The 25,232-nt window shown below is 39.9% G+C and carries 23 protein-coding genes; 15 read left to right on the forward strand and 8 right to left on the reverse strand.

The window, feature by feature from the left end:
- The first annotated feature begins 21 nt into the window (after positions 1-21).
- Positions 22-2,367: a glycoside hydrolase family 9 protein gene (locus BM015_RS20365; RefSeq protein WP_090663115.1), complete on the forward strand. Its 2,346-nt coding sequence runs from the start codon at positions 22-24 to the stop codon at positions 2,365-2,367.
- 37 nt (positions 2,368-2,404) lie between these two features.
- Here BM015_RS20365 and rseP read toward each other — a convergent pair whose 3' ends face one another.
- The 3 genes from rseP to BM015_RS20380 all read right to left on the reverse strand — a co-directional run bounded on the left by rseP (position 2,405) and on the right by BM015_RS20380 (position 6,705).
- On the reverse strand, positions 2,405-3,757 hold the full coding sequence (gene rseP, locus BM015_RS20370; RefSeq protein WP_090663047.1) for an RIP metalloprotease RseP: 1,353 nt from the start codon (positions 3,755-3,757) through the stop codon (positions 2,405-2,407).
- 260 nt (positions 3,758-4,017) lie between these two features.
- On the reverse strand, positions 4,018-5,172 hold the full coding sequence (locus BM015_RS20375; RefSeq protein ID WP_090663049.1) for a 1-deoxy-D-xylulose-5-phosphate reductoisomerase: 1,155 nt from the start codon (positions 5,170-5,172) through the stop codon (positions 4,018-4,020).
- A 102-nt stretch (positions 5,173-5,274) separates the two neighbouring features.
- Entirely contained in the window at positions 5,275-6,705 is a 1,431-nt protein-coding gene (locus tag BM015_RS20380) for a GH3 auxin-responsive promoter family protein (RefSeq protein WP_245751526.1), read from the reverse strand.
- A gap of 206 nt (positions 6,706-6,911) precedes the next feature.
- On the opposite strand from BM015_RS20380, the gene rplU reads away from it, so the two are divergent.
- From rplU to BM015_RS20395, 3 genes are all read left to right on the forward strand, one after another.
- Positions 6,912-7,217 (forward strand): 50S ribosomal protein L21, encoded by a 306-nt coding sequence (gene rplU, locus BM015_RS20385; RefSeq protein WP_090663053.1) that lies wholly within the window; start codon positions 6,912-6,914, stop codon positions 7,215-7,217.
- Positions 7,218-7,297: 80 nt separating this feature from the next.
- Positions 7,298-7,558, forward strand: a complete 261-nt coding sequence (gene rpmA, locus BM015_RS20390; RefSeq protein ID WP_090663055.1) for a 50S ribosomal protein L27 — start codon at positions 7,298-7,300, stop codon at positions 7,556-7,558.
- Positions 7,559-7,699: 141 nt separating this feature from the next.
- Positions 7,700-7,894, forward strand: a complete 195-nt coding sequence (locus BM015_RS20395) for a hypothetical protein (protein WP_090663058.1) — start codon at positions 7,700-7,702, stop codon at positions 7,892-7,894.
- A 71-nt stretch (positions 7,895-7,965) separates the two neighbouring features.
- On the opposite strand, the gene BM015_RS20400 is transcribed toward BM015_RS20395, so the two are convergent.
- Positions 7,966-10,443, reverse strand: coding sequence for a YfhO family protein (locus BM015_RS20400; RefSeq protein ID WP_090663060.1), 2,478 nt, complete (start codon positions 10,441-10,443; stop codon positions 7,966-7,968).
- A 215-nt stretch (positions 10,444-10,658) separates the two neighbouring features.
- On the opposite strand from BM015_RS20400, the gene uxuA reads away from it, so the two are divergent.
- From uxuA to BM015_RS20430, 7 genes are all read left to right on the forward strand, one after another.
- A complete protein-coding gene (gene uxuA / locus BM015_RS20405) occupies positions 10,659-11,828 on the forward strand; it encodes a mannonate dehydratase (RefSeq protein ID WP_218148588.1) in 1,170 nt (389 codons plus the stop codon).
- A 124-nt stretch (positions 11,829-11,952) separates the two neighbouring features.
- Positions 11,953-12,225 carry a 30S ribosomal protein S15 gene (gene rpsO / locus BM015_RS20410; RefSeq protein WP_090663063.1) on the forward strand — a complete coding sequence of 91 codons (273 nt, stop codon included), beginning with the start codon at positions 11,953-11,955 and terminating at the stop codon, positions 12,223-12,225.
- A gap of 149 nt (positions 12,226-12,374) precedes the next feature.
- Positions 12,375-14,519: a polyribonucleotide nucleotidyltransferase gene (gene pnp / locus BM015_RS20415; RefSeq protein WP_090663117.1), complete on the forward strand. Its 2,145-nt coding sequence runs from the start codon at positions 12,375-12,377 to the stop codon at positions 14,517-14,519.
- Positions 14,520-14,627: 108 nt separating this feature from the next.
- Positions 14,628-15,683: an endolytic transglycosylase MltG gene (gene mltG, locus BM015_RS20420; protein ID WP_143075932.1), complete on the forward strand. Its 1,056-nt coding sequence runs from the start codon at positions 14,628-14,630 to the stop codon at positions 15,681-15,683.
- Complete coding sequence (locus BM015_RS20425; protein ID WP_090663066.1) at positions 15,680-16,648, forward strand: YihY/virulence factor BrkB family protein; 969 nt, start codon at positions 15,680-15,682, stop codon at positions 16,646-16,648. Before mltG ends, BM015_RS20425 begins: the two co-directional genes overlap by 4 nt.
- 67 nt (positions 16,649-16,715) lie before the next feature.
- Positions 16,716-16,868, forward strand: coding sequence for a hypothetical protein (locus BM015_RS21665; protein ID WP_177191980.1), 153 nt, complete (start codon positions 16,716-16,718; stop codon positions 16,866-16,868).
- 77 nt (positions 16,869-16,945) lie between these two features.
- The gene (locus tag BM015_RS20430) at positions 16,946-17,353 is read left to right on the forward strand and encodes a hypothetical protein (protein WP_090663068.1); all 408 of its coding nucleotides are present in this window, start codon (positions 16,946-16,948) and stop codon (positions 17,351-17,353) included.
- Between the two features lie 65 nt (positions 17,354-17,418).
- Here the strand turns inward: BM015_RS20430 and BM015_RS20435 are convergent, their stop codons facing one another.
- From BM015_RS20435 to BM015_RS20450, 4 genes are all read right to left on the reverse strand, one after another.
- Positions 17,419-17,706 (reverse strand): YXWGXW repeat-containing protein, encoded by a 288-nt coding sequence (locus BM015_RS20435; RefSeq protein ID WP_090663070.1) that lies wholly within the window; start codon positions 17,704-17,706, stop codon positions 17,419-17,421.
- 179 nt (positions 17,707-17,885) lie between these two features.
- Positions 17,886-18,746 (reverse strand): TraB/GumN family protein, encoded by an 861-nt coding sequence (locus BM015_RS20440; RefSeq protein WP_090663074.1) that lies wholly within the window; start codon positions 18,744-18,746, stop codon positions 17,886-17,888.
- Positions 18,747-18,916: 170 nt separating this feature from the next.
- On the reverse strand, positions 18,917-21,472 hold the full coding sequence (locus BM015_RS20445; RefSeq protein WP_090663076.1) for a ligase-associated DNA damage response DEXH box helicase: 2,556 nt from the start codon (positions 21,470-21,472) through the stop codon (positions 18,917-18,919).
- 102 nt (positions 21,473-21,574) lie between these two features.
- Positions 21,575-22,417, reverse strand: coding sequence for a type 1 glutamine amidotransferase (locus BM015_RS20450; protein WP_090663079.1), 843 nt, complete (start codon positions 22,415-22,417; stop codon positions 21,575-21,577).
- 308 nt (positions 22,418-22,725) lie between these two features.
- On the opposite strand from BM015_RS20450, the gene BM015_RS20455 reads away from it, so the two are divergent.
- From BM015_RS20455 to BM015_RS20470, 4 genes are all read left to right on the forward strand, one after another.
- A complete protein-coding gene (locus BM015_RS20455) occupies positions 22,726-23,580 on the forward strand; it encodes a bifunctional helix-turn-helix domain-containing protein/methylated-DNA--[protein]-cysteine S-methyltransferase (RefSeq protein ID WP_090663119.1) in 855 nt (284 codons plus the stop codon).
- Positions 23,573-23,818 (forward strand): Ada metal-binding domain-containing protein, encoded by a 246-nt coding sequence (locus BM015_RS20460; protein WP_090663081.1) that lies wholly within the window; start codon positions 23,573-23,575, stop codon positions 23,816-23,818. Before BM015_RS20455 ends, BM015_RS20460 begins: the two co-directional genes overlap by 8 nt.
- A gap of 388 nt (positions 23,819-24,206) precedes the next feature.
- A complete protein-coding gene (greA, locus tag BM015_RS20465; protein WP_090663083.1) occupies positions 24,207-24,680 on the forward strand; it encodes a transcription elongation factor GreA in 474 nt (157 codons plus the stop codon).
- Between the two features lie 73 nt (positions 24,681-24,753).
- The gene (locus BM015_RS20470; protein WP_090663084.1) at positions 24,754-25,146 is read left to right on the forward strand and encodes an HIT family protein; all 393 of its coding nucleotides are present in this window, start codon (positions 24,754-24,756) and stop codon (positions 25,144-25,146) included.
- Positions 25,147-25,232 lie beyond the last annotated feature (86 nt).

Below are 25,232 nucleotides of genomic sequence, written 5' to 3' on the forward strand. Positions count from 1 at the left end.
TTTTTTATTTTTTGTTTTGGAATGGTAATCCATTGCGCGTATGCACAGGATGCTTTATTGCAAAAACAACTTCATCAAAGTCAATACCTGCGTTTTACCATGAAGCCCGATTCTGCTGATATGGGTTTCACAAGGTGGGAAAAAAAGAGAGCTACCTTACAACGCTACCTTCCTTTGGCTACTGATTTCAAATCACTGGAGCTGCAGGGGCCGGGCGCTATCAGCGTGGATAAAAACAATACGGTGTCGGGCCAGGGCAGTGTACTCATTACAACACCTTCCTCGCTTGCTAAAAAAAATCCGACCAACAGGAGTTATGCATCTGCCGAACTGGTGCGCCCCCTGAACAGGGAAAACCTGGAAGCATACAATCGTTTTTCTGTTTGGGTATATGCCGATGCTCCGGGCTTTAATTCGGTTTTTGTTGGCTGCACATTGTATAACAAAGGAAAGCATGAAATGCCAACACCTGGCCGTTTTGAAGGACAGCATTTTGTGACAGTCTATCCCAATAAATGGACGCACATTATTTGGGAAATACCTGATTTATACCGCGATGCAGTCACCGGCTTTTCGGTGAATATCATGCTTACGGGCTCTCCCAAAGGTGCTTCAGACACGCTGAAGTTGTATGTGGACAATATGAGCATTGATAAAGTGGCGGCGGAAAACACGCGTGGCTTTGACCTTCGAAGGAATGCCATTGCGTTCAGCAATAGCGGCTATAGAACCAATGCAGCCAAGCAGGCATTGGCACAACATACAAACACCATCAAATTTCAATTGCTCGATGCAAAACATAAAATCGTTTTTAACGGTGATGGAAGAAAAACAGGGAATGGTTTTGTAACAATGGATTTCACCAATTTTAAAAAACCCGGTTATTATACATTAAAGATCGGTTCGCTTGAAACAAAACCTTTTCTAATTGGCGATGATGCTTACTTAGCCACGGCATGGCATACGCTGAATTTCTTTTTTGCGGAGCGCTGTGGCTACGACCAACCGGGCATTCATCAAATCTGCCACCAGGATGTTTATTGTGTGCGTCCCGACGGAAGAAAAATCAATGTAAGCGGCGGCTGGCATGATGCGGCTGATTTAACGCAGGGCGTGGGCAATACAGCAAGAGCGGGTATCAGTATGCTGGAGTTGGCTTCCACCATTCAGCACAAACGACCTGAGTTATATAAGCGGCTGCTGGAAGAAGCGCGCTGGGGTTTGGACTGGACGCTGCAAACCCGGTTTGGCGATGGCTACCGCGAAAGCGGCATCATCATTGGCATTTGGAGCGACAATGAAACAGGAACCAAGGATGATATGGAAAACAAAGCCACTAATACCCCGGCTGATAATTTTATTGCCGCTTCCTATTGCGCACTTGCTGTTCCTTTTTATAAAGACGATGCGGCTTTTAGTTATTTATTAAAAAAAGCGGCTATTGAGGATTATGGTTTTGCAGTCGCAAAATTTGATTCGGACATCAACGAAAAAAATGAAACCGAGATGAATGCGCAGGCGGTGGTAGCGGCGATGTATTTATACCGTTTGACAAAAGAAGATCGCTATCTGAATGATGCTGCCCGGCATGCACGCGTGGTGATGCAGGCGCAGCAAATGGAACGAAGAACCGATTGGAGAATGCCATTGCATGGTTTCTTTTATGAATCTGCTAAGAAGAAAAGAATACTCGAATATTTTCATCGCAGCAATGAAGAGATGATGATGCTCGGGCTAACCATGTTATTGCATGATGCGCCGGATAATGCAGATGCTCATTTATGGAAAGCAAGCTGCGAAGCCTATTCTGATTATTTAAAAGAAACTTCCACCGTGATGTCCCCCTATGGTATTCTTCCTGCGGCGATATATGAAGTGAACAATGCAGACTTTGAAGGTATTTACCACGAAGGCGATGCTGTGGGCATGCCTTCTATGGAAGAATATAATGCGGAAACAAAAAACGGCATTCATTTGGGTGGCGATTTTTACCTGCGCAGGTTTCCTGTGGCTTACCAGTTCAGGGGTTTTCATTCTGTGCTGATGGAAAAGGCAAAAGCGGCTTTTGTGCTGGCGGATGCTTTGCATGACGATACCTTGCGAAACATTGGCACAAGGCAATTGGAATATATTGTTGGATACAATCCTTTTGCCATGAGTACGATTTATGGCGATGGATATAATTATCCGCCGCTCTATGGCGCTTATGCCGGCGATGTGGTAGGTGCTGTGCCCGTGGGCATTGAGACTTTTGAAAATGAAGATGCGCCTTACATGCCCATGCAGGTGAATGCTACCTATAAAGAAATCTGGACAAACTCTACCGGCAATGTGATATGGCTGCTGTCGAAGATTATGAAAGAATAAATACTGTCGTTACAGCTAATGCTGTAAACGAATTATATTATTTAAACAGCCTGAAAATATCCAATCCCAGTGCATAGGCCATTAAACCAAGCAATAAGATCATACCAAACATTTGTGCGTATTCCATGAATTTATCCGTTGGTTTGCGCCCGGTGATAATTTCATAAATACAGAACAATGCGTGGCCGCCATCCAAGGCCGGTATGGGCAGTATATTCATGAATGCAAGAAGAATGGAAAAGATTGCAGTAAGCGTCCAGAAACTTTGCCAGTCCCAAACGCCGGAGAAAGCATCGCCTATACTGATTACGCTGCCGAGTGAATCGCTTACTTTAACTTCAGATGAAGTAAAAAGCAGTTTTAAATTACGTACATATTTGTCAAGTGTTTCCCAGCATTTGTTCATGCCTGCAGGAATGGCCTCAAAAAAAGTATAATTAATTTGTTTGATGCCTAAAACCTTATCAGCGCCTCTAAAGCCAATATAGTTATTACCGTTATCATCAAAAGTAACGGTTGCATTAACGGTGTCTTTGCCATTGCGCAAAACAGTTATAACGCCGTCTTTATTTTTATATTCTTTTGCAAGCCTTACATAATCGGCATTATAATGTACAGGAGAATTATTAAAGGCAATAACAGAATCACCTTTTTGTAAATTGCCCGATTTAATTTTTGCTTTTTCTAAAACAGAGTCAACAATAAGCGGTAAACGCACATACGAAAAACCGCCCAGCCTGTTTTTGTTTAACTGGCTGATAAAACCCGGCGGCAGCGGCAATTTAATCAACTCCCCATTCCGGTTAATTGTAACAGATTTAGCCTGGTTAATAATAATAGTGGAGCCAACCGTGCCCACTTTTTCAATTCTTGTTGTATCTACAAGCACAATATTATCGCCATCTTTCAGGCCTATTTTAGTGCCAAGGCTATCAGCATATACGCCATATTTTAAATTCTCAACAGGAATATAACGGTCGCCCCAAACCCATGTAATTGTTATAAAAATTACGATTGCCAGCACCACATTCATAAACACACCGGCCACCATTATTATTAAACGTTGCCATGCGGGTTTGCTCCTGAACTCATAAGGTTTTGGCGGTTGTTTCATTTGTTCCTTATCCATGCTCTCATCCACCATGCCCGAAATTTTCACGTAGCCGCCAAAAGGCACCCAGCCAATTCCGTAAATGGTTTCACCGATCTTTTTTTTCCAGATGCTGAACCACGGATCAAAAAACAAGTAGAATTTTTCAACACGGCATTTAAACCATTTTGCAGTGGCATAATGGCCCAGCTCGTGCAGTGTAACCAATATAGAAAATGATAAAATAAACTGAAGTATTTTAACGCCAACACTTGTCCAGTCGATTGCTAATAATGTCATAGTAGCCTAATCCGCCACGGCGGACTTTTTAAGTTTGTAAATGTTTTAAGATTGCTTCGCAATTTTTTTATGATACCAGCTTTTGTTTTTATGGCATCGCCTGTTGCGTCGCAACACTTCAACTGTTGATTCGTTTATTCAGTTTTAGCATTAGAGCTTATAATACTGAATACATTCAAACAACTTTAAAAATTTTGCAATGATAGCAATTCATTTGTTAATCAAATAATATAAGCCGGATAAATGGCGCAGTTGTCAATTTATAATTGTATTAATGATGCGGCGTATTGACGGGCTTCGGCATCGCTTTCAAAATAATCGGTAAGCACAGGCTTTTCTATAAATTTAATTTTCTCCATTGTTTTTTCAATAACAGCAGTAATATCAAGGAAGCCTATTTTATTACGCAGAAAAGCATAAACAGCAATTTCGTTAGCTGCATTTAAAATGCAGGGCATATTGCCGCCTTTGTATAAGGCCTCTGTTGCAAGCACAAGATTGCGGAACGTGCGTAAATCGGGTTCTTCAAAGTTTAAGGTAGAAGGTTTTTTAAAATCGTATCGTGGAAATTGATTAGGTAGTCTTTGCGGAAATGCCAGCGCATATTGAATGGGCAGTTTCATATCAGGCAAGCCCATTTGTGCTTTTATGCTGCCATCTTCAAACTGCACCATGCTGTGTATAATGCTTTGCGGATGGATCATAACCTGTATCTGGTCGGGATGCAGACTGAACAGCCATTTGGCTTCTATCATTTCCAGTCCTTTATTCATAAGGGTGGCAGAGTCAATAGTTATTTTAGCGCCCATTGCCCAGTTGGGATGTTGCAATGCATGATCGCGTTTTACATTCACTAAAAAATTCGGTTTTTTACCAAGAAACGGACCGCCGCTTGCGGTGAGGATTATCTTTTCAATTTTATTCCTGCCTTCGCCAACCAAACATTGAAAAATAGCCGAGTGCTCACTGTCAACAGGAATAACAGGAACCCTTTTTTCAAAGGCTTTTTGCATTACAATATCACCTGCTACCACCAGCGTTTCTTTGTTGGCCAGTGCAACGGGTTTTCCTGCTTCAATAGCATTAAACGTTGGCTGGAAACCGGCATAGCCCACAATGGCAGCCAGCATTAAATCGTATGAATCCATCAGCGCCACTTCATTCAAAGCCTTTTCGCCGGCAAATACTTTAATGGGCGTATTGGATAAAGCGTCTTTTACTATTTCATATTTTCTATCATCTGCAATTACAACAATATTGGGGTTAAACTTCAGCGCCTGTTCAATTAATAATTTATCATTGGTATAAGCGGTAAGAATTTCTACGGAAAATTTATCAGGGTTTGCCTCTATTACTTCCAAAGCCTGTGTGCCTATTGAACCTGTTGAACCAAAAATTGCAATACGTTTAACCATAGCTGCTGCTTGAATTTTGTAAAGATAAAAGAATTAAGATACGCCGTTAAGCAAATACAATACCTGAAAGTAAAATGAAATGTATTTACTGAAACAACAACGTTAATTGGCTTTGTAATTATATAAAGCGTTTGCAATTATCCTTTCGTTGCTTAAGCGTGGAAGTTTATTCTGGCCGCCCAGTTTGCCAATTGATTTCATATAATCTATAAAACCATTCTTTCGTATGGGCACTATTTTTAAAGGTTCAAGAATATTACCGCTTATCAGGTCGTCGTAGTAAATATTTTTTTCCCGAAGGGTGTTATCAATTTCTTCAGCAAGCGCTGTAATGTTTTCAGGCATGTCTTCAAATTCAATGAACCATTCATGATAACTTTTGCCTTCCTTTTGCGCTACCATTGGCGCTACGGTAAATTCAATAACGTTTGTGTTTAATTTTCCCGCTGCATGGGTTAATGCAAACTCCACTTCTTCTCCAATTACATGTTCGCCAAAAGCTGAAATAAAATGTTTGGTTCTTCCGGTAACCACAAGGCGGTAAGGTTTAACGCTTACGAATTTTATCATGTCGCCAACATCGTAAGCCCAGAGGCCTGCATTATTGCTTACGATCATTGCATAGTTTTCATTAACCTTTACATCTTTTAACTGCAGCCTCTGCGGATCAGGCTTCCCAATTTCATTTGCCGGAATGAATTCAAAGAAGATACCTGAATCGGTATTTAATAACAGGCCTTCTGCTTTCTGTGAATCCTGGAAAGCAAAAAAACCTTCGCTTGCAGGAAACAATTCAATGGAATCAATCTTTCTGCCTACGCTTTCTTCAATCCTGCTTTTATAAGGTTCGAAGTTTACGCCGCCATAAACCAGCACCGACAAATTTTTAAACAGTTCGCCCACTTTTTTGCCGGAGACTTCCATCAGCCTGTCGAAATACATTTGCATCCATGGCGGAATGCCGCTGATAAGCGTCATATCTTCTTTGATGGTTTCTTTTACAATGGCATCCAGTTTGGTTTCCCAGTCATCAATGCAATTTGTTTCATAAGTGGGGAGTTGATTGCCTCTTAAATATCTTGGAACGTGATGGTTTACTATGCCGCTTAACCTGCCGGTGGGTATGCCTCCAATGCGCTCCAGCTCAGGCGAGCCGCTCAGAAAAATCATTTTACCGTTAGCAAAAAGCGAGTTGCCACTCTCGGCCATATAACACAGCAAAGCATTTCTCGCTGTTTCAATATGATTGGAAATTGATTGTTTTGAAATGGGTATATATTTTATACCACTCGTGGTACCACTGGTTTTGGCGAGGTAAATAGGCTTGCCTTTCCAGAGTACATTTTCCCTGCCTTCTTTAATTTTTTCAACATAAGGTTTAAGTTGTTCGTAATCACGCACAGGGATTTGCCGTTTGAAATCTTCATAAGATTCAATTTTATCAAAGCCATGATCTTTGCCGAAATCAGTTTGCCTTGCTGATTTTACCAGCGTTTTCATTATTTTTTCCTGGTCTTCAACGGCGGATTCCATCCATTTCTTTGTCTTGGCGGAAACATAAGTAGATAACGGACGTGCTAACAAGGATTTTAGATACATAAGCAAACGCTAAAGCCGCAAATTTAATAGTAAGTGCTTTTAAAAACCGCCTTTAGAAGAAGGTTAGGAGAATATTTGCAAATTTCTTTTCATAAATATGCAGTAAAACATTACCTTTGCCGTCCAAATTTTTAAAAGTTATGTTCGCTATAGTTAAAATTGCCGGTCAGCAATTCAAAGTGCAGGAAGGGCAAAGCCTGTATGTACCACATATTGCAGGTAAAAGTGGAGATAAAGTTGAATTCTCAGATATATTATTAGTAAATGCTGATGGCAAACTTTCTGCAGGTAAAGATGCAAGTGCAACCGTTAAGGCTGAAATTGTAAACGATCTGGTTAAAGGCAATAAAGTAATTGCTTTTAAGATGAAAAGGAGAAAAGGCTTTCGCAAGAAACATGGCCACAGAACGCAATACACACAAATTAAAATTGAAAGCATAGCTTAATTAAATTTCAAAACCACGCATTAATAACAAACGAGATTTGATTTTGAAATTTGTTATTTAATGTTTTTAAATAAAATATTATGGCACATAAAAAAGGTGAAGGCAGCGTAAAAAATGGCCGCGACTCGCAAAGCAAACGTTTAGGAGTAAAAATTTATGGTGGCCAGCCTGCTATTGCGGGTAATATAATTGTTCGTCAAAGGGGAACAGTTTATCATCCTGGTCAGAATGTTGGTGTTGGTAAAGACTTTACTTTGTTTGCACTTACAGATGGCGTTGTTGAATTTAAGAAAACAAAGGCCAATAAAACTACAGTATCTGTAATGCCTGCGCAGGCATAGCTTACTTATAGTTTATTTTTACATCCATAGTATTATCCATATAAATGAGTTATCCACTTTATATGGATAATTTTTTTGGCGCATAGTAATATAGTTTATACTTTAGTCAAATTATTTTACTAACCATTAAATTTCAAAACTATGGCAACAGCAAAAAAAGCCGCAAAAAAAGCAGCCCCTAAGAAGGTAGCAAAAAAAGCTGCTCCTAAAAAAGCAGCCGCTAAAAAGGCAGCTCCTAAAAAAGTAGCAAAGAAAGCAGCTCCTAAAAAAGCAGCTCCCAAGAAAGCAGCTGCAAAAAAAGCGGCTCCTAAAAAAGCAGCTGCAAAGAAAAAATAAGCAGTTTTAACTTTAGTGTTAATAGAAATTTTAAGTCCTCCCGATTACATATCGGGGGGACTTTTTTTTATTTATATAATTTGTTTTGATTTTTTCTTTACCTGCACGAATGCTGCAACTGCTAACAGTAACCATACTATAGCGGATGCAATAATGGCAATAATTAAGCTGTTATAAAATGATGCAGGTTTAAACTCAAAGCGGATATTGTGAGTGCCTGCGGGCACAGCCAGGCCACGCAGCACATAATCTGTTCTTACAATCGGGGTTTCTTTATCATCAATGTATGCCTTCCATCCGCGATCATAATATATTTCGCTGAATACTGCAAACTGGTTGGCATTGCTTTTACTTGAGTATGTTATTACATCGTTATCATTCTTTATTAAATGAATAGATGCTGTGCTATCGAACGCCGGTGTAAACGGAATTTTGCTTTTTTCAGCTTCTTCTACAATTGCACTGTCAGCAGGATTGTTATTATCCAGGGCCCGCATAGCCGCTGCATCATCTTTCACATAAGCTACCTGTTTTGCAAACCAGCAAGGCCCAAGATTACCAGGGTTGATTTGAACTTCGGCCTGTCCCTGTTGACCGCGGTTAATCACATACTTTGTGTTGAGCATGTTAAGCACGTTGATGTTTAGTTTGCTGCTTAACTGGTAGGTAATTAAATCCTGGTAAATAGCAAGCTTGGCCGGGTTATAACCACCAATGGAATTATGAAAGTAAGACGTCATGGCATCGTTAAATACATCGGCTGTTAAATTAAGCACGCGGTAATAGCTTGTATCCTGCATTATCTGCTGGTCAACAGCCGAAGGTGTAAAGCTTTGTGCCTGCTGGTCTTCTTTTGTTTGAAATTTTTCATCATTTAAATATCTTCTTCCTACGGCCAATACATCAATAGAGCTTAACAATAAAATTGCAAGCATTGCGTATGAAGATTTGAGTTTATCTTTTGTGTACAACCAGATAAGCCCAAAAGCAAGTACAACAAATATTAATGACCGTATAATATCGCTGCCAAATAATGATTGCCTGTCTTGTTTTAATGCATTGTAAAAGTTATTGGCAACATCTTTATTGCCACCAGTCAACTGGCTTAGATAATTTACGGTTGAACCATCTGTTGATGACTCATACGTAAAACTTGAATAAAACATGGCAGCCAGGAGAAACGCTCCAATCATTACAAGCCCTGAAACCTTTAATTTTTTCCACACATAAGTTTTGTCGTTTTCGCTAAAAAATAATTGCTGTAAAGCAACTATACTAAGAAGAGGAAATAACAATTGCGGAATAATAAGTGTGTATGTTGGAACCCTGAATTTATTATACAGGGGAAGGTAGTTAAATAGAAAATTATTGAATTCAGGGAAGAACCTGCCCCAACTCATCATGATGGCAAGAACACTGGCTGCCAGTATCCACCATTTATCTTTTCGTTTCAGGTAGACCATTCCAAAAACAAACAGAAAGCAAATAATAGCACCAAGATAAACAGGCCCTGAAGTAAATGGTTGTTCACCCCAATATGTTGGCATTGATGATGCAAGTTGAACAGCCTGGTCTTCCGGTACACCGCTTTGTATTGCCAGTTTTGCAAAATGTGAATTTTTATCAAGGCCATTACCGCCTGATGATACCCCGCCATAAATATCAGGAACGAGCATTGATAAAACTTCTGACTTCTGAAAGCTCCACTGAAAAGCATAATCAACAGGCAAGCCTGTTGATTTTGTTGACGTATTATTGGAATCTAAATTCAATACGCCATTACGCATGGTGGCCTTGGAAAAATCATAAGTAGTGGCTAATATTACCATGTTTGACGCCACGCCTATAATACCCATGATGCCAACAATAACCAGCGATTTAATAAGATGTTTATATTCCTTTTCACGAACCCATTTTATGACATAATACAATGTCATAAAACAGGCAATTATTAAAAAATAATAGGTTACCTGCAAGTGGTTTAGGGCAATAAATAAACTGGTAAACAACGCTGTAAGTGCTGCGCCCACCCAATATTTTTTTTGATATACAAGCAATACGGCGCCAAGCAATGCAGGCATATATGCCATTACAAGCACCTGCGATTCATGGCCCGCTACCACCAGTATTGGACTAAACGATGCATACGCATAAGCAAGTGCACCGGCAATGCCAATTCTGTAATCAACTTTATATACCTGGCTTAAAAAATAAAAACCCAGGCATAACAAAAAGAAAAACTGGAACGGTTTACCAAGGAACAATGAGAAAACCTTATGCAGATAAATCAGGTTAAAGGGATTGGAAGGGTCCTGGGTAATCTGGAAAGCCGGCATACCGCTGAACATGCCATTTGTCCATAGAGGAAAATGCCCGTGCGTTTCTTTATATTTAAAAGAATTCTGCGCCATGCCTTTCCAATGAATGATGTCTCCCTGCTGCAATACTTTTCCCTGTAAAGCAGGCTTGCAATAAATAAGTGCCACTACTAAAAAAATAGCAATGGCAATAAGATGCGGTGTAACCTTGCTCCAGTTAATTTTCTTCATGCATGAATTTTAAGAGTGGCAAACCTAATGAAAATGTGTAATTGTATTACAGGCTGTAAATTGGTTGATTATATTTTATTTTTTACAGAAACGGGGCATCTTTATAACAAAATTTACAAATGATATTATTTATCACATTGCCCATATTGGTAATGAATACAAGATACTTTTGCAGCAATAAAAATTATTCAACAAATAATTAACCTGGAAAAATTATGCAGTTAAAAGAAACATGGCGGTGGTTTGGTCCTGATGACCCCGTTACACTAAAGGATATTTTGCAAACAGGCGCCACTGGCATTGTAAATGCTTTGCACCAGGTACCGCACGGCGATGTTTGGACGATTGATGAAATTAAAAAAAGAAAAGACATTATTGAAGCCGCAGGCTTAACCTGGGATGTTGTTGAAAGCGTTACAGTGCATGAATCCATAAAAACACAAACCGGCGGGTATAAAAAATATATTGAGCAGTATAAAGAAACATTGCGCAATCTTTCCGCCTGCGGTATAAAAACCGTTACTTACAATTTTATGCCGGTTACAGACTGGACGCGTACTAACCTTGATTATCTCATGCCTGATGGTTCACGTGCCTTGTATTTTAACTGGTTTGACCTGGCTGTTTTTGATATACATATTTTAAAAAGAAAAAACGCTGCTGAAAGTTACAACAGCACTATTATTACAGAAGCAGAAAAAAGGTTTAAGCAATATTCGCAATCACAACTGGATGAAATTACACGCATCGTGTTATTTGGTTTACCCGGTGAAAAAAAGATAACCGTGGAAGAAGTGCAGGAAAAACTGGATTGGTATAAAGATATTGATCATACAGCCCTGCGTGAAAGCCTGAAATATTTTTTGCAGGAAATTGCACCCGTTGCTGATGAAGAAAACATAAAATTGGCTATTCATCCGGATGATCCGCCATTTGACATTTTAGGCCTGCCACGAATTGTAAGCAACAAAGAGGATATTGAATTTATTCTTTCTTCTGTGAAAAATAAAAGCAATGGTATATGCTTTTGCTCAGGCTCTCTGGGCGCGGGTATTAAAAATAATCTGCCTGAAATTGTTCAGGCTATTGGCGATCGTCTGCATTTTGTGCACCTGCGTAATACGAAAAGAGATGAATTTGGTAATTTTTATGAAGCCGATCATCTTGGCGGCAATACTGATATGTATGCCGTGGCAAAGGAAGTGCTGAGCATTCAGCAAAAAGTGAATGCGCCTATTCCGTTCAGGCCCGATCACGGGCATGTGATGCTGGATGATATGGGCAAACAAACCAATCCCGGTTATTCCTGCATTGGACGCATGCGCGGTTTGGCAGAATTGCGGGGATTAATGCTGGGAATAAGCAGGGCAAATGGCTGGGCATAAGGAAATTCCCGCTCTCTTTATCAATTAATTTACTATAATAAAACTGTTAATTCAGCTTTTTGCGCTACTTTTGCGCCCCTATATAGAAGGATGAAAAAATCTGGATGCAATTAAATTAATTAAGATGTCTTATTTAACTACTGAAAAAAAACAAACAATTTTTGCCAATTTTGGTGGCAAAGCAGAAAATACCGGTTCAATTGAAGCACAGATCGCTTTACTAACTGAACGTATTTCAAGTATTTCCAAACATTTGCAAAGCAATAAAAAAGACTTCGATACACATAGCGGTCTTATGCACATGGTTGGCCAACGTAAACGCCTGTTAACCTATCTTCAGAAAAAAGACCTGCAGGGTTACCGCGCACTTATTGAGAAGCTTGGTTTAAGAAAATAATTATAGATAATAAAAGCAATCCCAACTGCAATGGTTGGGATTGCTTTTATTTGCAATTATTCTTGCCGGTAGTTTCGCCAAATACCTTAACGTGACTGTTATCATCTCCCGCAGCACGTATTATTCTCTCTCTTTTTAAAATGAATTTTATGTTATCTCAACCATTTCAATCAAGTTTTAAACTGCCTGACGGGCAGGAAGTTATTATAGAAACGGGCAGGCTGGCCCGCCAGGCCGATGGTTCCGTTACCGTTCGCCAGGGAAACTGTATTATACTCGCAACGGTTGTTGCCGCCAAAGAGCCCAAAGAAGGGCAGGACTGGTTTCCTTTAACCGTTGATTACAACGAAAAGTTTGCTTCCGCCGGAAGAATCCCGGGTTCTTTCTTTAAACGTGAAGGAAGGCTGAACGATTATGAAATTTTGATAAGCCGTTTAATTGACCGGGCATTACGCCCTTTATTTCCCGACGATTATTTCTGCGATGTGCAGGTGCTGGTTACGCTTGTTTCATCCGATCCTGAAGTAATGCCAGATTCACTGGCTTGCCTTGCTGCAAGTGCTGCACTGGCTGTTTCTGACGTTCCGGTAAAAGAAATTATTTCAGAAGTGCGTGTGGCCAGGGTTGATGGCGAAATGGTTGTAAATCCAAAACGCTCCGATCTTGCCAAAGCTGATATGGATTTTATCATCGGCGCTACCGAGAAGAACTTAATGATGGTGGAAGGTGAAAGCCAGGAATGCAGTGAAGAAGACCTGGTAAAGGCTTTACAGCTTGCACATGACGCTATTCGCGTTCAGATTAAAGCGCAGCAGGAGTTGAGAGATAAAGTGGGCGTTAAAGGCAAACGCGAATATGCTTTGCCTGAACAAAATGAAGAGCTGAAAGAAAAAGTAATAGCCTTTTGCAAAGACCGCTTATACCAGGTAGCCGCGGGTGGCACTGCAAAACACGAAAGGTCTGAAGCGTTTAAGCTTGTTAAAGATGAATTGCTTTTAAGCTTGCCGGAAGATACAACGGACGAACACCGTAAGCTTGCAAAAAAATATTATGAAGATTTGCAGTGGGAAGTGGTTCGTAACATGATACTGGACGACCGCAAACGTTTGGATGGCCGTAAGCTGGATGAAGTGCGCTCGCTGAATATGGAAACCGATGTTTTACCTGCACCGCATGGTTCGGCATTATTTACACGTGGCGAAACGCAATCATTAACCACCGTTACTTTAGGTACGCCTTTAGATGAGTTATTAGTTGAAAGCGCTGCCACAAGCGATTACAGTAAATTTATCCTTCACTATAACTTCCCTCCGTTTTCAACCGGTGAAGTAAAGCCTATGCGTGGGCCGGGCAGAAGAGAAGTAGGCCACGGTAACCTTGCCATGCGCAGCTTAAAACAAATGATGCCGGGCAATGATTATGCTTATACCGTGCGTGTGGTGAGCGATATACTGGAAAGTAATGGCTCCTCTTCCATGGCTACGGTTTGCGCAGGTTCTCTTGCATTAATGGATGCAGGTGTTCCCCTTCCAAAGCATGTGGGCGGTGTTGCGATGGGATTAATCACAAGATCAAGCGATAACAAGTATGCTATCCTTACCGATATTTTAGGCGATGAAGATCATTTGGGTGATATGGATTTTAAAGTTACCGGCACCCGCGATGGTATATGTGGTGTGCAGATGGATATCAAGATCGATGGCCTGAGCATGGATGTAATGCGTGAAGCATTGGAACAGGCCCGCAAAGGAAGGCTGCATATTTTAGATGCTATGTATGAAGCCATGCCTGTTGCAAGGGAAGAAGTTAAACCGCATGCACCACGCATGGAGAAACTTATAATCGATAAAGAATTTATTGGCGCCGTTATTGGCCCCGGTGGTAAAGTGATACAGGAAATTCAAAAAGAAACCGGCACCACCATTAACATTGAAGAGGTTGGCAACTTTGGCGAAGTAAGCATCTTCTCAACCAATAAAGAAAGTGTTGAAAGAGCACTTAAATGGGTTAAAGGAATTGTTGCCGTACCGCAGGTGGGTGAAGTGTATGAAGCTAAGGTGAAAACCATACAGCCTTATGGCGCTTTTGTTGAATTCCTGCCAAAGAAAGAAGGCTTATTGCATATCAGCGAAATAAGCTGGAAACGCCTTGAAACCATGGAAGGCGTATTTAAAGAAGGCGATATAGTAAAGGTGAAACTTATAGGCCTTGATCCTAAAACGGGCAAGTTTAAATTAAGCCGCAAAGCTTTAATGCCTAAGCCTGAACCTAAACCAAAACCTCAGGAAGATTAATCATTTTTAAAACACTATTTTCGATAAGAAATCCCTTGCAGCAGCAGGGGATTTTTGTTTCATTATCAGGATAAGTATAATAATCTCAGGCGCTTAACTTTGTTATATATGAAGAAAGCATTGGGCATTTCAGCTTTGATAATAGTGTTGCTGGCATTGATAGCTGCATGGCTTGTATTTGGCGCTGCTACAGAGTTTGAAGGCAAGGCTAAATATTTATATGTGCGGGATGATATCAGCGCGCAAACGCAAATAGAAAGGCAATTAGATACAGGGCATATTATTCGTACAGTTTTTATTTTTAAGATGCTGGCAAAACCTGCAAAGGCCTGGAACCGTATAACGCCGGGAAGGTTTGAAATAAAAAATGGTGAAAGTATTTTTGATGTATTGCGAAAACTGCGGAATAATACACAAAGCCCGGTGCGCCTCGTAATTAACAAATTGCGTGTTCCGCAGGACCTTGCAAAGATCATCGGCAAAAATTTTTCAACCGATTCGCTGCAGGCTTTATTGTATCTGACTAATAATGATTCTTTGCAAACATTAGGCGTTGACACCAATACCTTAATGACGGTTATTATTCCTGATACCTATTTTCTTAACTGGAATACATCAACCAGAAAAATATTGTTGCGCTTAAAAGATGAAGAAGATAAATTCTGGAGCAAAAATGACCGCATTCAAAAAGCGCAAGCGCTTAATTTAACAAGGCAGCAGGTTTATACCCTGGCCTCAATTGTGGAAGAAGAAACCAATAAGAACGATGAAAAAGGAAATATTGCCAGCGTGTATATAAACAGGCTGAACGGCGGCATGCCGCTTGCTGCTGATCCAACCATAAAATTTGCCTTGAAGAACTTTGCATTAAAGCGAATTTATTATGGCCAGCTTAATACGGAATCGCCGTATAATACATATCGGAATAAAGGTTTGCCGCCCGGGCCGATCTGTACGCCATCTCCGGTTACCATTGATGCTGTGCTGAATGCGCCTGCAACAGATTATTTGTTTTTCGTAGCAAAGAGCGATTTTAGCGGCTACCATCAGTTCTCCAATAACTTTGCTGAACATACTAAATATGCTAAACTGTACCAGCAGGCTTTGAATGAACAAATAGCTAAAAGGCAACAGGATAGTTTAAATAAAACATTACCACATTGACGAAATTTGAAAAATTTCTTACCGGGCTAAAACCAGTTGCTTTTCTTATAAGGAAAAGCAAGGCCATGATATTGCCTGGTTTTTATGGTTTATACCTTTATGATGTGGTAACGTTTGTAATAAGCCAGATAAACAGGATTGGCATAAGAGACAGGGCTGCGGCCATTGCTTTCAATTTTATAATGGCCATACCTGCAGCGGCTATTTTTCTTTTTACATTAATACCTTATTTCCCGGTGGCCCAAAACATGCAGGATGAATTGTTTAAATTCATTTCTGACGTAATGCCCAATTCAGAATCGCGGGCATTGATTATAACCACCATGCTCGACTTATTTAATAAACCTAAAAAAGGACTATTGTCCATAGGTTTCATCCTGGCATTATTTTATTCGTCTAATGCCATGCTTGGTGTTATTCGCACATTCGATTCATCGCTGTTAGTTAAGACCCCAAAAAAATTTATGCAGCGCAGGCTTCGTGCTATCAAACTTACAGTGGTAGTAATATTTCTGGTAATTGCAACCATATTATTAAGCATAGGGCAGGGTGCATTGTTTGCGTCTTTCCTAAACTGGATTGGCATGAGCGGAACAAATAAAAATTTCTGGACAGAAATATTGCGCTGGCTGCTTGTAATATTCCTGTTTTTTTATTCCATTGCCTATACTTACAAATATGCGCCTTCCGTACAAAAACGATGGCGGTTATGGTCGCCGGGCGCAGTGTTTGCCACGGTTCTTATTGTATTAGCCACCTGGGGCTTTTCAATATGGGCGCAGAATTTTTCAAGCTATAACCGTGTGTATGGCTCCATCAGCGCTTTACTTATAACCATGTTGCTTATTTTTATTAATTCATTGATGTTGCTCATAGGTTATGAACTTAATTTAAGCATAAATTACCTGAAGCAAAAAGCAGAAGAAAGAAAGCAGGAAGAAGAAAAGACTTCAGTAAAAGTTTAACGGCACTTTGTTTATAAATTACAGAAAACACTATCTTACAATCTATTTTTAATTTAAATCTATTGCTATGTCATTACCAGTGAATAACAAAAAAGCAGCAAATAAAGGCCAGAAAAGCCAGGCTGCGTCGGGCAGTAATTCCAAATTCATAAAAGCAAATTCCAAACCTGACGGCGCTAAACAAAAAGTGCGTTCAACCGGGGCAAACCGCGGAAGCTAATCAATTGCATTTAATTAGCTAAAGCTGCTGCATTAAAAACGAAAATTAATTTTAATCTTTTCCAAAAAACAAGCTATATGATAAAGTTCAATGAAATTAAAATCGGCGATTACGTTTTGGGAGAATATGAAGGCAAAAAATGGGAAGGCGAAGTGGTGAATTTAAATGGTGATGAAAAGCAGGTTTGCCTTGCAACAGATGTGCAGGAATTCTGGTTTGAAACAGAAGACCTTTACCCGCTGCCTGTAAGCGATGCAGCCTTATTGAAATTAAATTTTGTAAAAGAAGTGCAGCCTGATGGTTCTGTGAAATATAAAAAAGGCTCATTCAGAATGCTGATACCTAAAGCAGACGATTTTAGTCACATGGATATATGGTACCGTGATGACAAGCGTATTAATCCTAATATACAATACGTTCATCAACTCCAGAATCATTACCTGCAAATGACCAAGATACATTTAACAGCAGAGCCGATCTCATAAATATTCAACATCGTTTATTTAAAAACAATATTAAATAAGGCTGCAGAAAGCAGCCTTTTATTATGTTATCTCCAATGCCCTTTTCTCCAGTAAAAACCATGAGGCCCTCTTGCCCAATTGCCGTTAACCCAGGCCCGGTGCGACCTTGGCCTTGCCCAGTGCCCGTTTACATAAACATAACGGCCTCTGCGCCAGCGCCAGTCTCCGTCAACCCACACGTATGTTGGTCCCGGCGAAACAGGCCTTGTATAAACAGGCGCTACAGGTTGTTCTGCAACATAATGGGAAGTGCTGCAGCTATTGAAAATTAAAGCGCTTGCAGTAAGGCTAAAAATTACAAATAGCTTTTTCATTCGTATATATTTGTTTTTCAATGGTCTAATGGAACGCCCTGATGAAAATCCCCTGTGTGTGAAGAATTTTACATGGGCGTTTCATAAGAAAATTTGCTGATTTAATAAGTACCAACAGTATGCCACATTAAACCAATTGAATTGCAGAAATGTAAAAGGTTTATTGTGTTGAAATTTTTTTAATAGAAAACGGGCGTAACGGTATATCCTTTTTGTATTAACAAGCTAATAACGCCATTGTCATTACCAAGATGGGCTGCGCCAACAGCAAAAAATGTGGGTTTTAATTTGGCCTGCCCAATAATTTCAGGTATCCATTTTTTATTGCGGTTGTTCAGCAGCATGTCCATAAAATCAGAAGGAGTGCTTGTTTCATCCATCATTTTGCTTAAAGCGGCAAGGTCTTTTTGCTTGTATAAAGCAAGCATCTTATCAAAACTTTTTTTAACGCTGTCAATGTGCAGCACAGATTGCGCAAATTCTTCGGCCTGTGCTTTATAAGGAATTTCATCAAATATTTTTAACTGGTCTTCCACCTGCTCAAGCCCTTTAATTTCCATATTATTGGCTTTTGCCATCTGCATAAATTTTTGCTCCCATGCCTGCGCGCCATCGCATCCAAGCAATTTTGGATAAATAGCAGATTCAATTAATTGCGGCTTCATCTTTTGCATCATGGTAAGCGGAAGCCCCGATATATTCTGAAAGGCCGATACAACAGAATCATATTGCCTTGGAGGTAAAAGTTGTTGAAGCGTTGTATCATTTTTCATAGTCATTTGCTGCATGGTCTTCATCAGTATGGACGGGTCATCCATGTCAAGCTCCAGGTATAATTGTTTGGTTGAATAGAATTTTGCACGTAGTTCCGTGCTTACCACAATATCATCCGGGCACATTAAATGAATAGTTCCATATAAATAGGAAGGCGCTGAAATGCCCGGCCCTGTTATTTCCCAGAGCAATGTTTTAGCTGAACCAGTTTGTGCTTTTGCAATGAACGAAGCAAACGCAAATAAGATTGATATAAATGTTTTCAATTAATATTTTTTAAAGTGTTGCAAAGATTTCTATTTTATAGAAACACTCAATATTCAATATACAATAATCAATATTCAGTTTGTTTCCAATTGAGCATTGCGTATTGAATATTGAGCATTGATTATTTATTTGCTTTAAAATTCTGACGATTGGTATTTGATAAAAGCCATCATTCTTCCAACTGGTTTTGCATTTTCCTTATCCTGTCTTCAAACCTTTCTGATGAAAGGTTATAACGGCTTAATCCATCCACAATAATAGGGAAGGAGAGCGGTGTGAAACGTTGCGGAAATTTTAAAATGATCTCATTCTGCTGAATCCTTTCCAAAGCTGTGCGCAAACGCACTTCTTCCATTTGCTGTTCAAACACTTCATGATAAGCCTGTCTCAGTAAAATATTATTCGGGTCATATTCACTGAATACCTTAAACAACAATGATGCAGACGCCTGCAAATGTTTCGCTTTCTTTGGCTCGCCGGGATAACCTGTAAAAATTAATCCGCCAATAACAGCTATATCGCGAAATTTTCTCGAAGCCATTTCAACAGAATTTACGCTGCGCTGAATATCGGCTATCAGATCATTTGTGGTAAACAATTCACGCACATTGGTATCATCCACAGGCACCGGCTGATCGCTTAATAATTCAAAGCCATAATCATTCATGGCAATGGAAAAAGTAATAGGCGTTATCTGGCTTATTCTCCAGGCGAGAATAGAACTCATGGCTTCATGAATCTGCCTGCCTTCAAAAGGATAAACCAATAAGTGAAAGCCATCTTTACTTTCAATTTGTTCAATAAGCAACTCGTCACTCTGCGGAATATGCGATAGCTGTTGCTGCAGTTTAAACAAAGGCTGCAATGCTTTCAGTTCAGGTGAATCAGGCTTTAATGCTTTGTTGAAAGTGCGGCGTAATATCATCCCAAGATTAGCGGTTAAACTCATGCGGCCGCCCATCCAGCTTGGAATAATAGATTTTTTTTTGGATGATTTTTTTACATGCGCCGTCATTTCTTTTATCATTACCAGTTCAAGGTTTCGGCCTGCAAAAGTGAATGCATCACCAGGTTCGAGGCGGCTTAAAAACCATTCTTCTATCATGCCGATATAACTGCCATTCATCATACGCACTTTCATCATGGCATCGCTCACAATGGTGCCTATCTGCATGCGGTGCCGCATGGCTATGCGCCGGTTTCTGATGCGATAAAGGCCTTTCTCATCAATCTCCACTTTTTTATATTCATCATAATTTTCCAATGCCCTGCCGCCACCTGTTATCTGCTGTAATATTTCATTCCATTCTTCAACAGTAATATCTCTAAAACAATAAGTGCTTTTTATTTCTTCAAAAATTTCTTCCTGCTTAAAACCTTCGCCAATAGCCAGCGTGCATAAGTATTGCATGAGCACATCAAAGCATAACAACATGGGTTGCCGGCTTTCAATAACCTGTTCATGAATAGCTGATTTTAATGCTGCCGCTTCCACCAGTTCAAGTGAATGTGTGGGCAGAAAATATACTTTACTTATGTCGCCCGGTGCATGGCCGCTTCTGCCGGCGCGTTGTAAAAAACGGGCAACACCTTTTGGCGAGCCGACTTGTATCACCGTATCAACAGGGCGAAAATCAACACCCAGATCAAGGCTGGCCGTGCATACAACCGCTTTTAATTTTTGTGCATGCAAAGCTTCTTCCACCCAAACCCTTAACTCATGTTCAATACTGCCGTGATGCAATGCAATAACACCTGCAAACTGTGGTGCAATTGTAAGCAAAGTTTGATACCACAATTCACTCATACTTCTCGTATTGATAAAGATGAGTGTGGTATTGCTTTGTTCAACAATAGGAACAACTTTCTCCGCCAGCTTAATACCAAGATGGCCTGCCCAGGGGTATTTTTCAATTTCATCAGGGAGAACTGAAATTACTTCGATGCGTTTATCCATGCGGGCCTTAACTACAACCTCCCCTCCAACTCCATTCCTATAGAGGGGAGAGCTTAAGCTCGACAGCAACACCTCACGCGCCTCATCAAGATTACCAATGGTTGCGCTGATGCCCCAAACAGAAGCTGTGAACTGTGTGCTATGAGCTGCGGGTTTCTGCCGCTTAACCCCAGCCGGTTTTTCCTCGCTTGCAGCTTGCAGCTTGCAGCTTACAGCTAAAATCCTGCTTATCGCCAATTCCACCTGCACACCGCGTTTGCTGCCAAGCAGTTCATGCCATTCGTCAACAGCTATTATATGTAGGGATTTAAAGAAATTGGGATAGTTTTTTTGTGCGAGGAGCAACATTAAACTTTCAGGCGTGATAATTAAAACTTCGGGCATATTGCGGGTTTGCCTTTGCCGTTCGTTTATATCGGTATCGCCGTTGCGGATACCAGTTTGCCATTGCATGCCTAATTCCTGCACTACATCTTCCATGGCACGGCCAATGTCTTTTGCCAATGCGCGCAATGGTGTTATCCACAATAATTGTAAGCCGCTATTTTTTTCTTTTTGATAAGTCTCGGGATTATTGTTGATGAACTGTATAAGGCTGCCAAGAAAAACAGAAAAGGTTTTACCGCAACCGGTAGGTGCATTTACCAAACCGCTTTTATTATTAATGATATGCTGCCATGTTTCTTCCTGGAAACGGAATGCCTGCATATTCCTGGACGCAAGCCATTGCTGAATAACGGAATAACCTTTAGTGTTTTTAAGTTTCAAGTGCGGCTGATTAATAAACCAATTGTTGAAGTGAGTGGCACAACCCTGCCTGCGTTCAGGCAGGGAAGTTAAATAGCATTACAACAGCCGGTCATCAAAAAATTAATTCTCTACTAATTCTTCAACAGCGATATTCAAAAAGTTAGGAAGTATATGGCTGTATGTCCATAGAATTTTATCAGGATCGTTCAGGTGCTCGATCATGCTTTGCCATTTAGGCTCACCATGATTTTTAATAACCGTTTCTTTTCTTTCAGGCGTATGCAAATGTACCGTCATGCCAACGGCGTCAGCTTCGGGATGAAATTGCGTGCCGATAAAATAATCATTAAAACGGATAGCCATGATAGCCCTTTCGAATTGCGGTACATGCGGCCGTTCTTTTTCAATGGCCAATATTTTAGCACCCATTTCTTTCAGCCGGTTATGATTGGCTTGAATAACCTGGTAATCGCGGCTGTCAACTGCATAAAAAGGGTCTTTCATGCCGGCAAAGACCATTTCGTTGGCGCCATCAGGCGTCATGTGAACAGGGAATGTGCCGAATGAAGTTGAATTACGTTCGCAAACATTCCCCACTTTAAAATGCCTGCATGCAAGCTGGAAGCTATGGCAAATAAAGAACACATGCTTTTTGGGATAGTTAGCAAAATCGTTATTCCAGTTATTTACCTGCTCAATCCAATGCATAAATTTTTTGTCCCATTCAAGACCGGCGGTATCTGTCGGCGAGCCGGGGCCACCGCTTGAAATGTATGCATCATAAGAAAGATCGGGCAGTTCAAGCTTCAGCCTCACATCAAAGATATCAAGCTGAACATCTTTATTATTTTTTAAAGCCCATTCATCCACGATCTGCTGCAAACAGCGCATGCCCTGGTTGGCAGCACCTTCATAAAGATCGAGGATTGCTATTTTAATTTTTTTATTATTTGTTTGATTCATCGGCTGCAAAATTACAAAATTTTGGCAGGGTGGTTAAGCAGCAATTTTCAACATTAACTTATAGGGTTAAGATTAAATATTACGTTGTATTTTAAGCTATTTCTTTTAATACCAGCAAGATTTTCAAAACTTCCCGGAATTGTCGGGGTTTAATAATTTATAAGCCACAGATGCACAGATTATCTGTGCATCTGTGGCTTAAATAAAATCCATTTTACCGAATGAATTATTCATAATAAAACTTAGCAGGTTTCGGATTTTATAACAACAAAATCATGCGGATTTTTGCGTTACAAAACTTAAATGAAATGGAAACGCAGGCAAGCATTAATTATAAACGTATAGCGGAAGCTATTGATTATATCCAGCAAAATTTCAGGAAGCAACCAAACCTTGATGAAGTTGCTGAAAAGATACATGTAAGCCCTTCGCATTTTCAGCGGTTATTTACGGAATGGGCAGGCACAAGCCCTAAAAAATTCCTGCAATACATTAGCGTGGAGCATGCTAAAAAAACGCTGGCAGATGGCCGCACAACACTGTTTGATGCAACGTTTGAAACGGGGCTTTCAAGCACCAGCCGGTTGCATGATTTGTTTGTAAACATTGAAGGAATGACGCCTGCCGAATATAAAAATGGTGGTAAAAATCTTTTTATCAATTACAGCTTTGCCGAGAGCCCTTTTGGCAGCCTGATTGTTGCCTCCACTTCAAAAGGCATCTGTTACATGGCTTTTGAAGACGATGAAGAAAAAGCTATCAATAATCTTAAAAATAAATTCCCCAATGCTGCTTTTCAAAGAAAGCTTGATTTATTGCAGCAGAATGCTTTATTCATTTTTCAAAACGACTGGAACAGGCTAAATGAAATTAAGCTGCATTTGAAGGGAACCGGCTTTCAGTTAAAAGTATGGGAAAGCCTGTTGAAAATACCGATGGGAAAACTGTCAACGTACAAAAATATCGCTGAACAAATAGGTAATCCCAAAGCATCAAGAGCAGTGGGAACAGCTATCGGTAATAATCCCGTAGCATATCTTATTCCTTGTCATCGTGTTATTCAGTCAGCAGGAAATTTTGGCGGTTATATGTGGGGGCCAGCAAGAAAGGCGGCCATCATAGGTTGGGAAGGCGCAAAAGCAAATAAGGAATGCAATGATTAAGCATGATGAAATAGCCGCCATTGATTTGCGAAATAAGATCATGAAGCAGGAGATTGCATTTGCAGGAAATAGAAAGCTGAAAATATATGGCAAATTAAGTTGTGCTTCAGGTAAAAGAATGAAGCGGGAAAACAGGGTTTTCTTTACCGGCGAAAAAGAAGCGCTTGCGCTCAATTACAGGCCCTGCGGGCATTGTATGAAAATTGAATATAAAAAATGGAAGAATAAAACTGCTTGAGAATATTGCCATAAACACACCATTGGTTGCATAGCTTAGAAGCCCTATAAAAACATACATCATCTTTTCAGAAACATGTCTTACAGTAATAATAATTTGTAATTATTCTTATAAATATTGCATAAGATTAAGTTTCATTGTTATGTGATAAAAAGAAAATCACTGCCTGTTGAGGTTATTACATTTTACTGCCATTTTTATTGATCAAAACGTTGTTTTATATTGGTATTTACAACAAACAATATAGCTTGTGAAGATGCCCGAAACAGGCTGTAATATTTTATTTGTTGCTTTTGTTTAACAGGTTATTTTTACTATATTTGTAATATGCAACGCTGCATGTATTTGTGGCGTTGTATTTTTTTTTACTCGTTTAAAACCAGATATTATGAGTGACACTATGTACGTTTCAAAAGAAGCGTTTGAAAAAATGCGGCAGGAATTGCAACACATGAAATCTGTTGAAAGGCCTGCAGCTTCACGTGCCATTGCCGAAGCAAGAGAAAAGGGCGATTTGAAAGAGAACGCTGAATATGATTCAGCTAAAGAAGCCCAGGGGATTCTGGAAGCTAAGATTGCATTGCTTGAAGGCCAGATTGCCAATTCAAGAATTGTAGATGCAAGTGAAATTGACACCAGCAAGGTTTCTATTTTAACCAAGGTAACCATCACCAATGTCGCTTCCAAGAAAACGGTTACTTACCAGATTGTTGGTGAAAAAGAGGCCGATCTTAAAGCCAATAAAATCTCTGTTTCATCACCCATAGGCCAGGGGTTGCTGGGTAAGCAAAAAGGTGAAGTGGCTGAGGTAAAAGCGCCAACAGGTATCCTGAAATTTAAAATTGAAGAAATAGCTATTTAATTTTTTTTGCTTATACTTTAAAGCTGCGCACATTGCGCAGCTTTTTTATTTTTGATGTGTTTAAAATATTTTTATGAGCATATTTTCAAAAATTATTGCCGGCGAAATTCCTTCTTATAAAATTGCAGAAGATGATAAATTTTATGCATTTCTCGACATTTTCCCTCTTGTGCCTGGCCACACGCTGGTGATACCAAAAATTGAAGTGGATAAGATTTATGATTTAAGTGATGATTATCTGCAGTCAATACTTGTGTTTGCAAAGCCTATAGCAAAAGCTATAGAAGCATCTTTTGCCTGCAAGCGTTGCGGTATGGCCGTTGTTGGCCTTGAAGTGCCGCATGCGCACCTGCATCTTGTGCCTATTAATACTATGGATGACCTGAATTTTACAAGAGGTAAATTAAAGCTTACCGAAGATGAATTAAAAGAAGCGCAGCAGAAAATTTTGGAGAAACTGAAATAAGAGAAGGAATTTGGAAGATAACAAAGCGACTGGCAGCAGAATTTAAAAGCATTGCCACCATTTGATATTAGTTTGGTATTATGCTG

Origin of the sequence: Parafilimonas terrae (genome assembly GCF_900115755.1) — a bacterium.
Taxonomy (GTDB): domain Bacteria; phylum Bacteroidota; class Bacteroidia; order Chitinophagales; family Chitinophagaceae; genus Parafilimonas; species Parafilimonas terrae.

Bases quoted from the DNA above. Each gene is read 5' to 3' on its own strand.
- BM015_RS20365 (WP_090663115.1), top strand. From the start codon at position 22: ATGGTAATCCATTGCGCGTATGCACAGGATGCTTTATTGCAAAAACAA.
- rseP (WP_090663047.1), bottom strand. From the start codon at position 3,757: ATGACATTATTAGCAATCGACTGGACAAGTGTTGGCGTTAAAATACTT.
- BM015_RS20375 (WP_090663049.1), bottom strand. From the start codon at position 5,172: ATGGTTAAACGTATTGCAATTTTTGGTTCAACAGGTTCAATAGGCACA.
- BM015_RS20380 (WP_245751526.1), bottom strand. From the start codon at position 6,705: ATGGAATCCGCCGTTGAAGACCAGGAAAAAATAATGAAAACGCTGGTA.
- rplU (WP_090663053.1), top strand. From the start codon at position 6,912: ATGTTCGCTATAGTTAAAATTGCCGGTCAGCAATTCAAAGTGCAGGAA.
- rpmA (WP_090663055.1), top strand. From the start codon at position 7,298: ATGGCACATAAAAAAGGTGAAGGCAGCGTAAAAAATGGCCGCGACTCG.
- BM015_RS20395 (WP_090663058.1), top strand. From the start codon at position 7,700: ATGGCAACAGCAAAAAAAGCCGCAAAAAAAGCAGCCCCTAAGAAGGTA.
- BM015_RS20400 (WP_090663060.1), bottom strand. From the start codon at position 10,443: ATGAAGAAAATTAACTGGAGCAAGGTTACACCGCATCTTATTGCCATT.
- uxuA (WP_218148588.1), top strand. From the start codon at position 10,659: ATGCAGTTAAAAGAAACATGGCGGTGGTTTGGTCCTGATGACCCCGTT.
- rpsO (WP_090663063.1), top strand. From the start codon at position 11,953: ATGTCTTATTTAACTACTGAAAAAAAACAAACAATTTTTGCCAATTTT.
- pnp (WP_090663117.1), top strand. From the start codon at position 12,375: ATGTTATCTCAACCATTTCAATCAAGTTTTAAACTGCCTGACGGGCAG.
- mltG (WP_143075932.1), top strand. From the start codon at position 14,628: ATGAAGAAAGCATTGGGCATTTCAGCTTTGATAATAGTGTTGCTGGCA.
- BM015_RS21665 (WP_177191980.1), top strand. From the start codon at position 16,716: ATGTCATTACCAGTGAATAACAAAAAAGCAGCAAATAAAGGCCAGAAA.
- BM015_RS20430 (WP_090663068.1), top strand. From the start codon at position 16,946: ATGATAAAGTTCAATGAAATTAAAATCGGCGATTACGTTTTGGGAGAA.
- BM015_RS20435 (WP_090663070.1), bottom strand. From the start codon at position 17,706: ATGAAAAAGCTATTTGTAATTTTTAGCCTTACTGCAAGCGCTTTAATT.
- BM015_RS20450 (WP_090663079.1), bottom strand. From the start codon at position 22,417: ATGAATCAAACAAATAATAAAAAAATTAAAATAGCAATCCTCGATCTT.
- BM015_RS20455 (WP_090663119.1), top strand. From the start codon at position 22,726: ATGGAAACGCAGGCAAGCATTAATTATAAACGTATAGCGGAAGCTATT.
- BM015_RS20460 (WP_090663081.1), top strand. From the start codon at position 23,573: ATGATTAAGCATGATGAAATAGCCGCCATTGATTTGCGAAATAAGATC.
- greA (WP_090663083.1), top strand. From the start codon at position 24,207: ATGAGTGACACTATGTACGTTTCAAAAGAAGCGTTTGAAAAAATGCGG.
- BM015_RS20470 (WP_090663084.1), top strand. From the start codon at position 24,754: ATGAGCATATTTTCAAAAATTATTGCCGGCGAAATTCCTTCTTATAAA.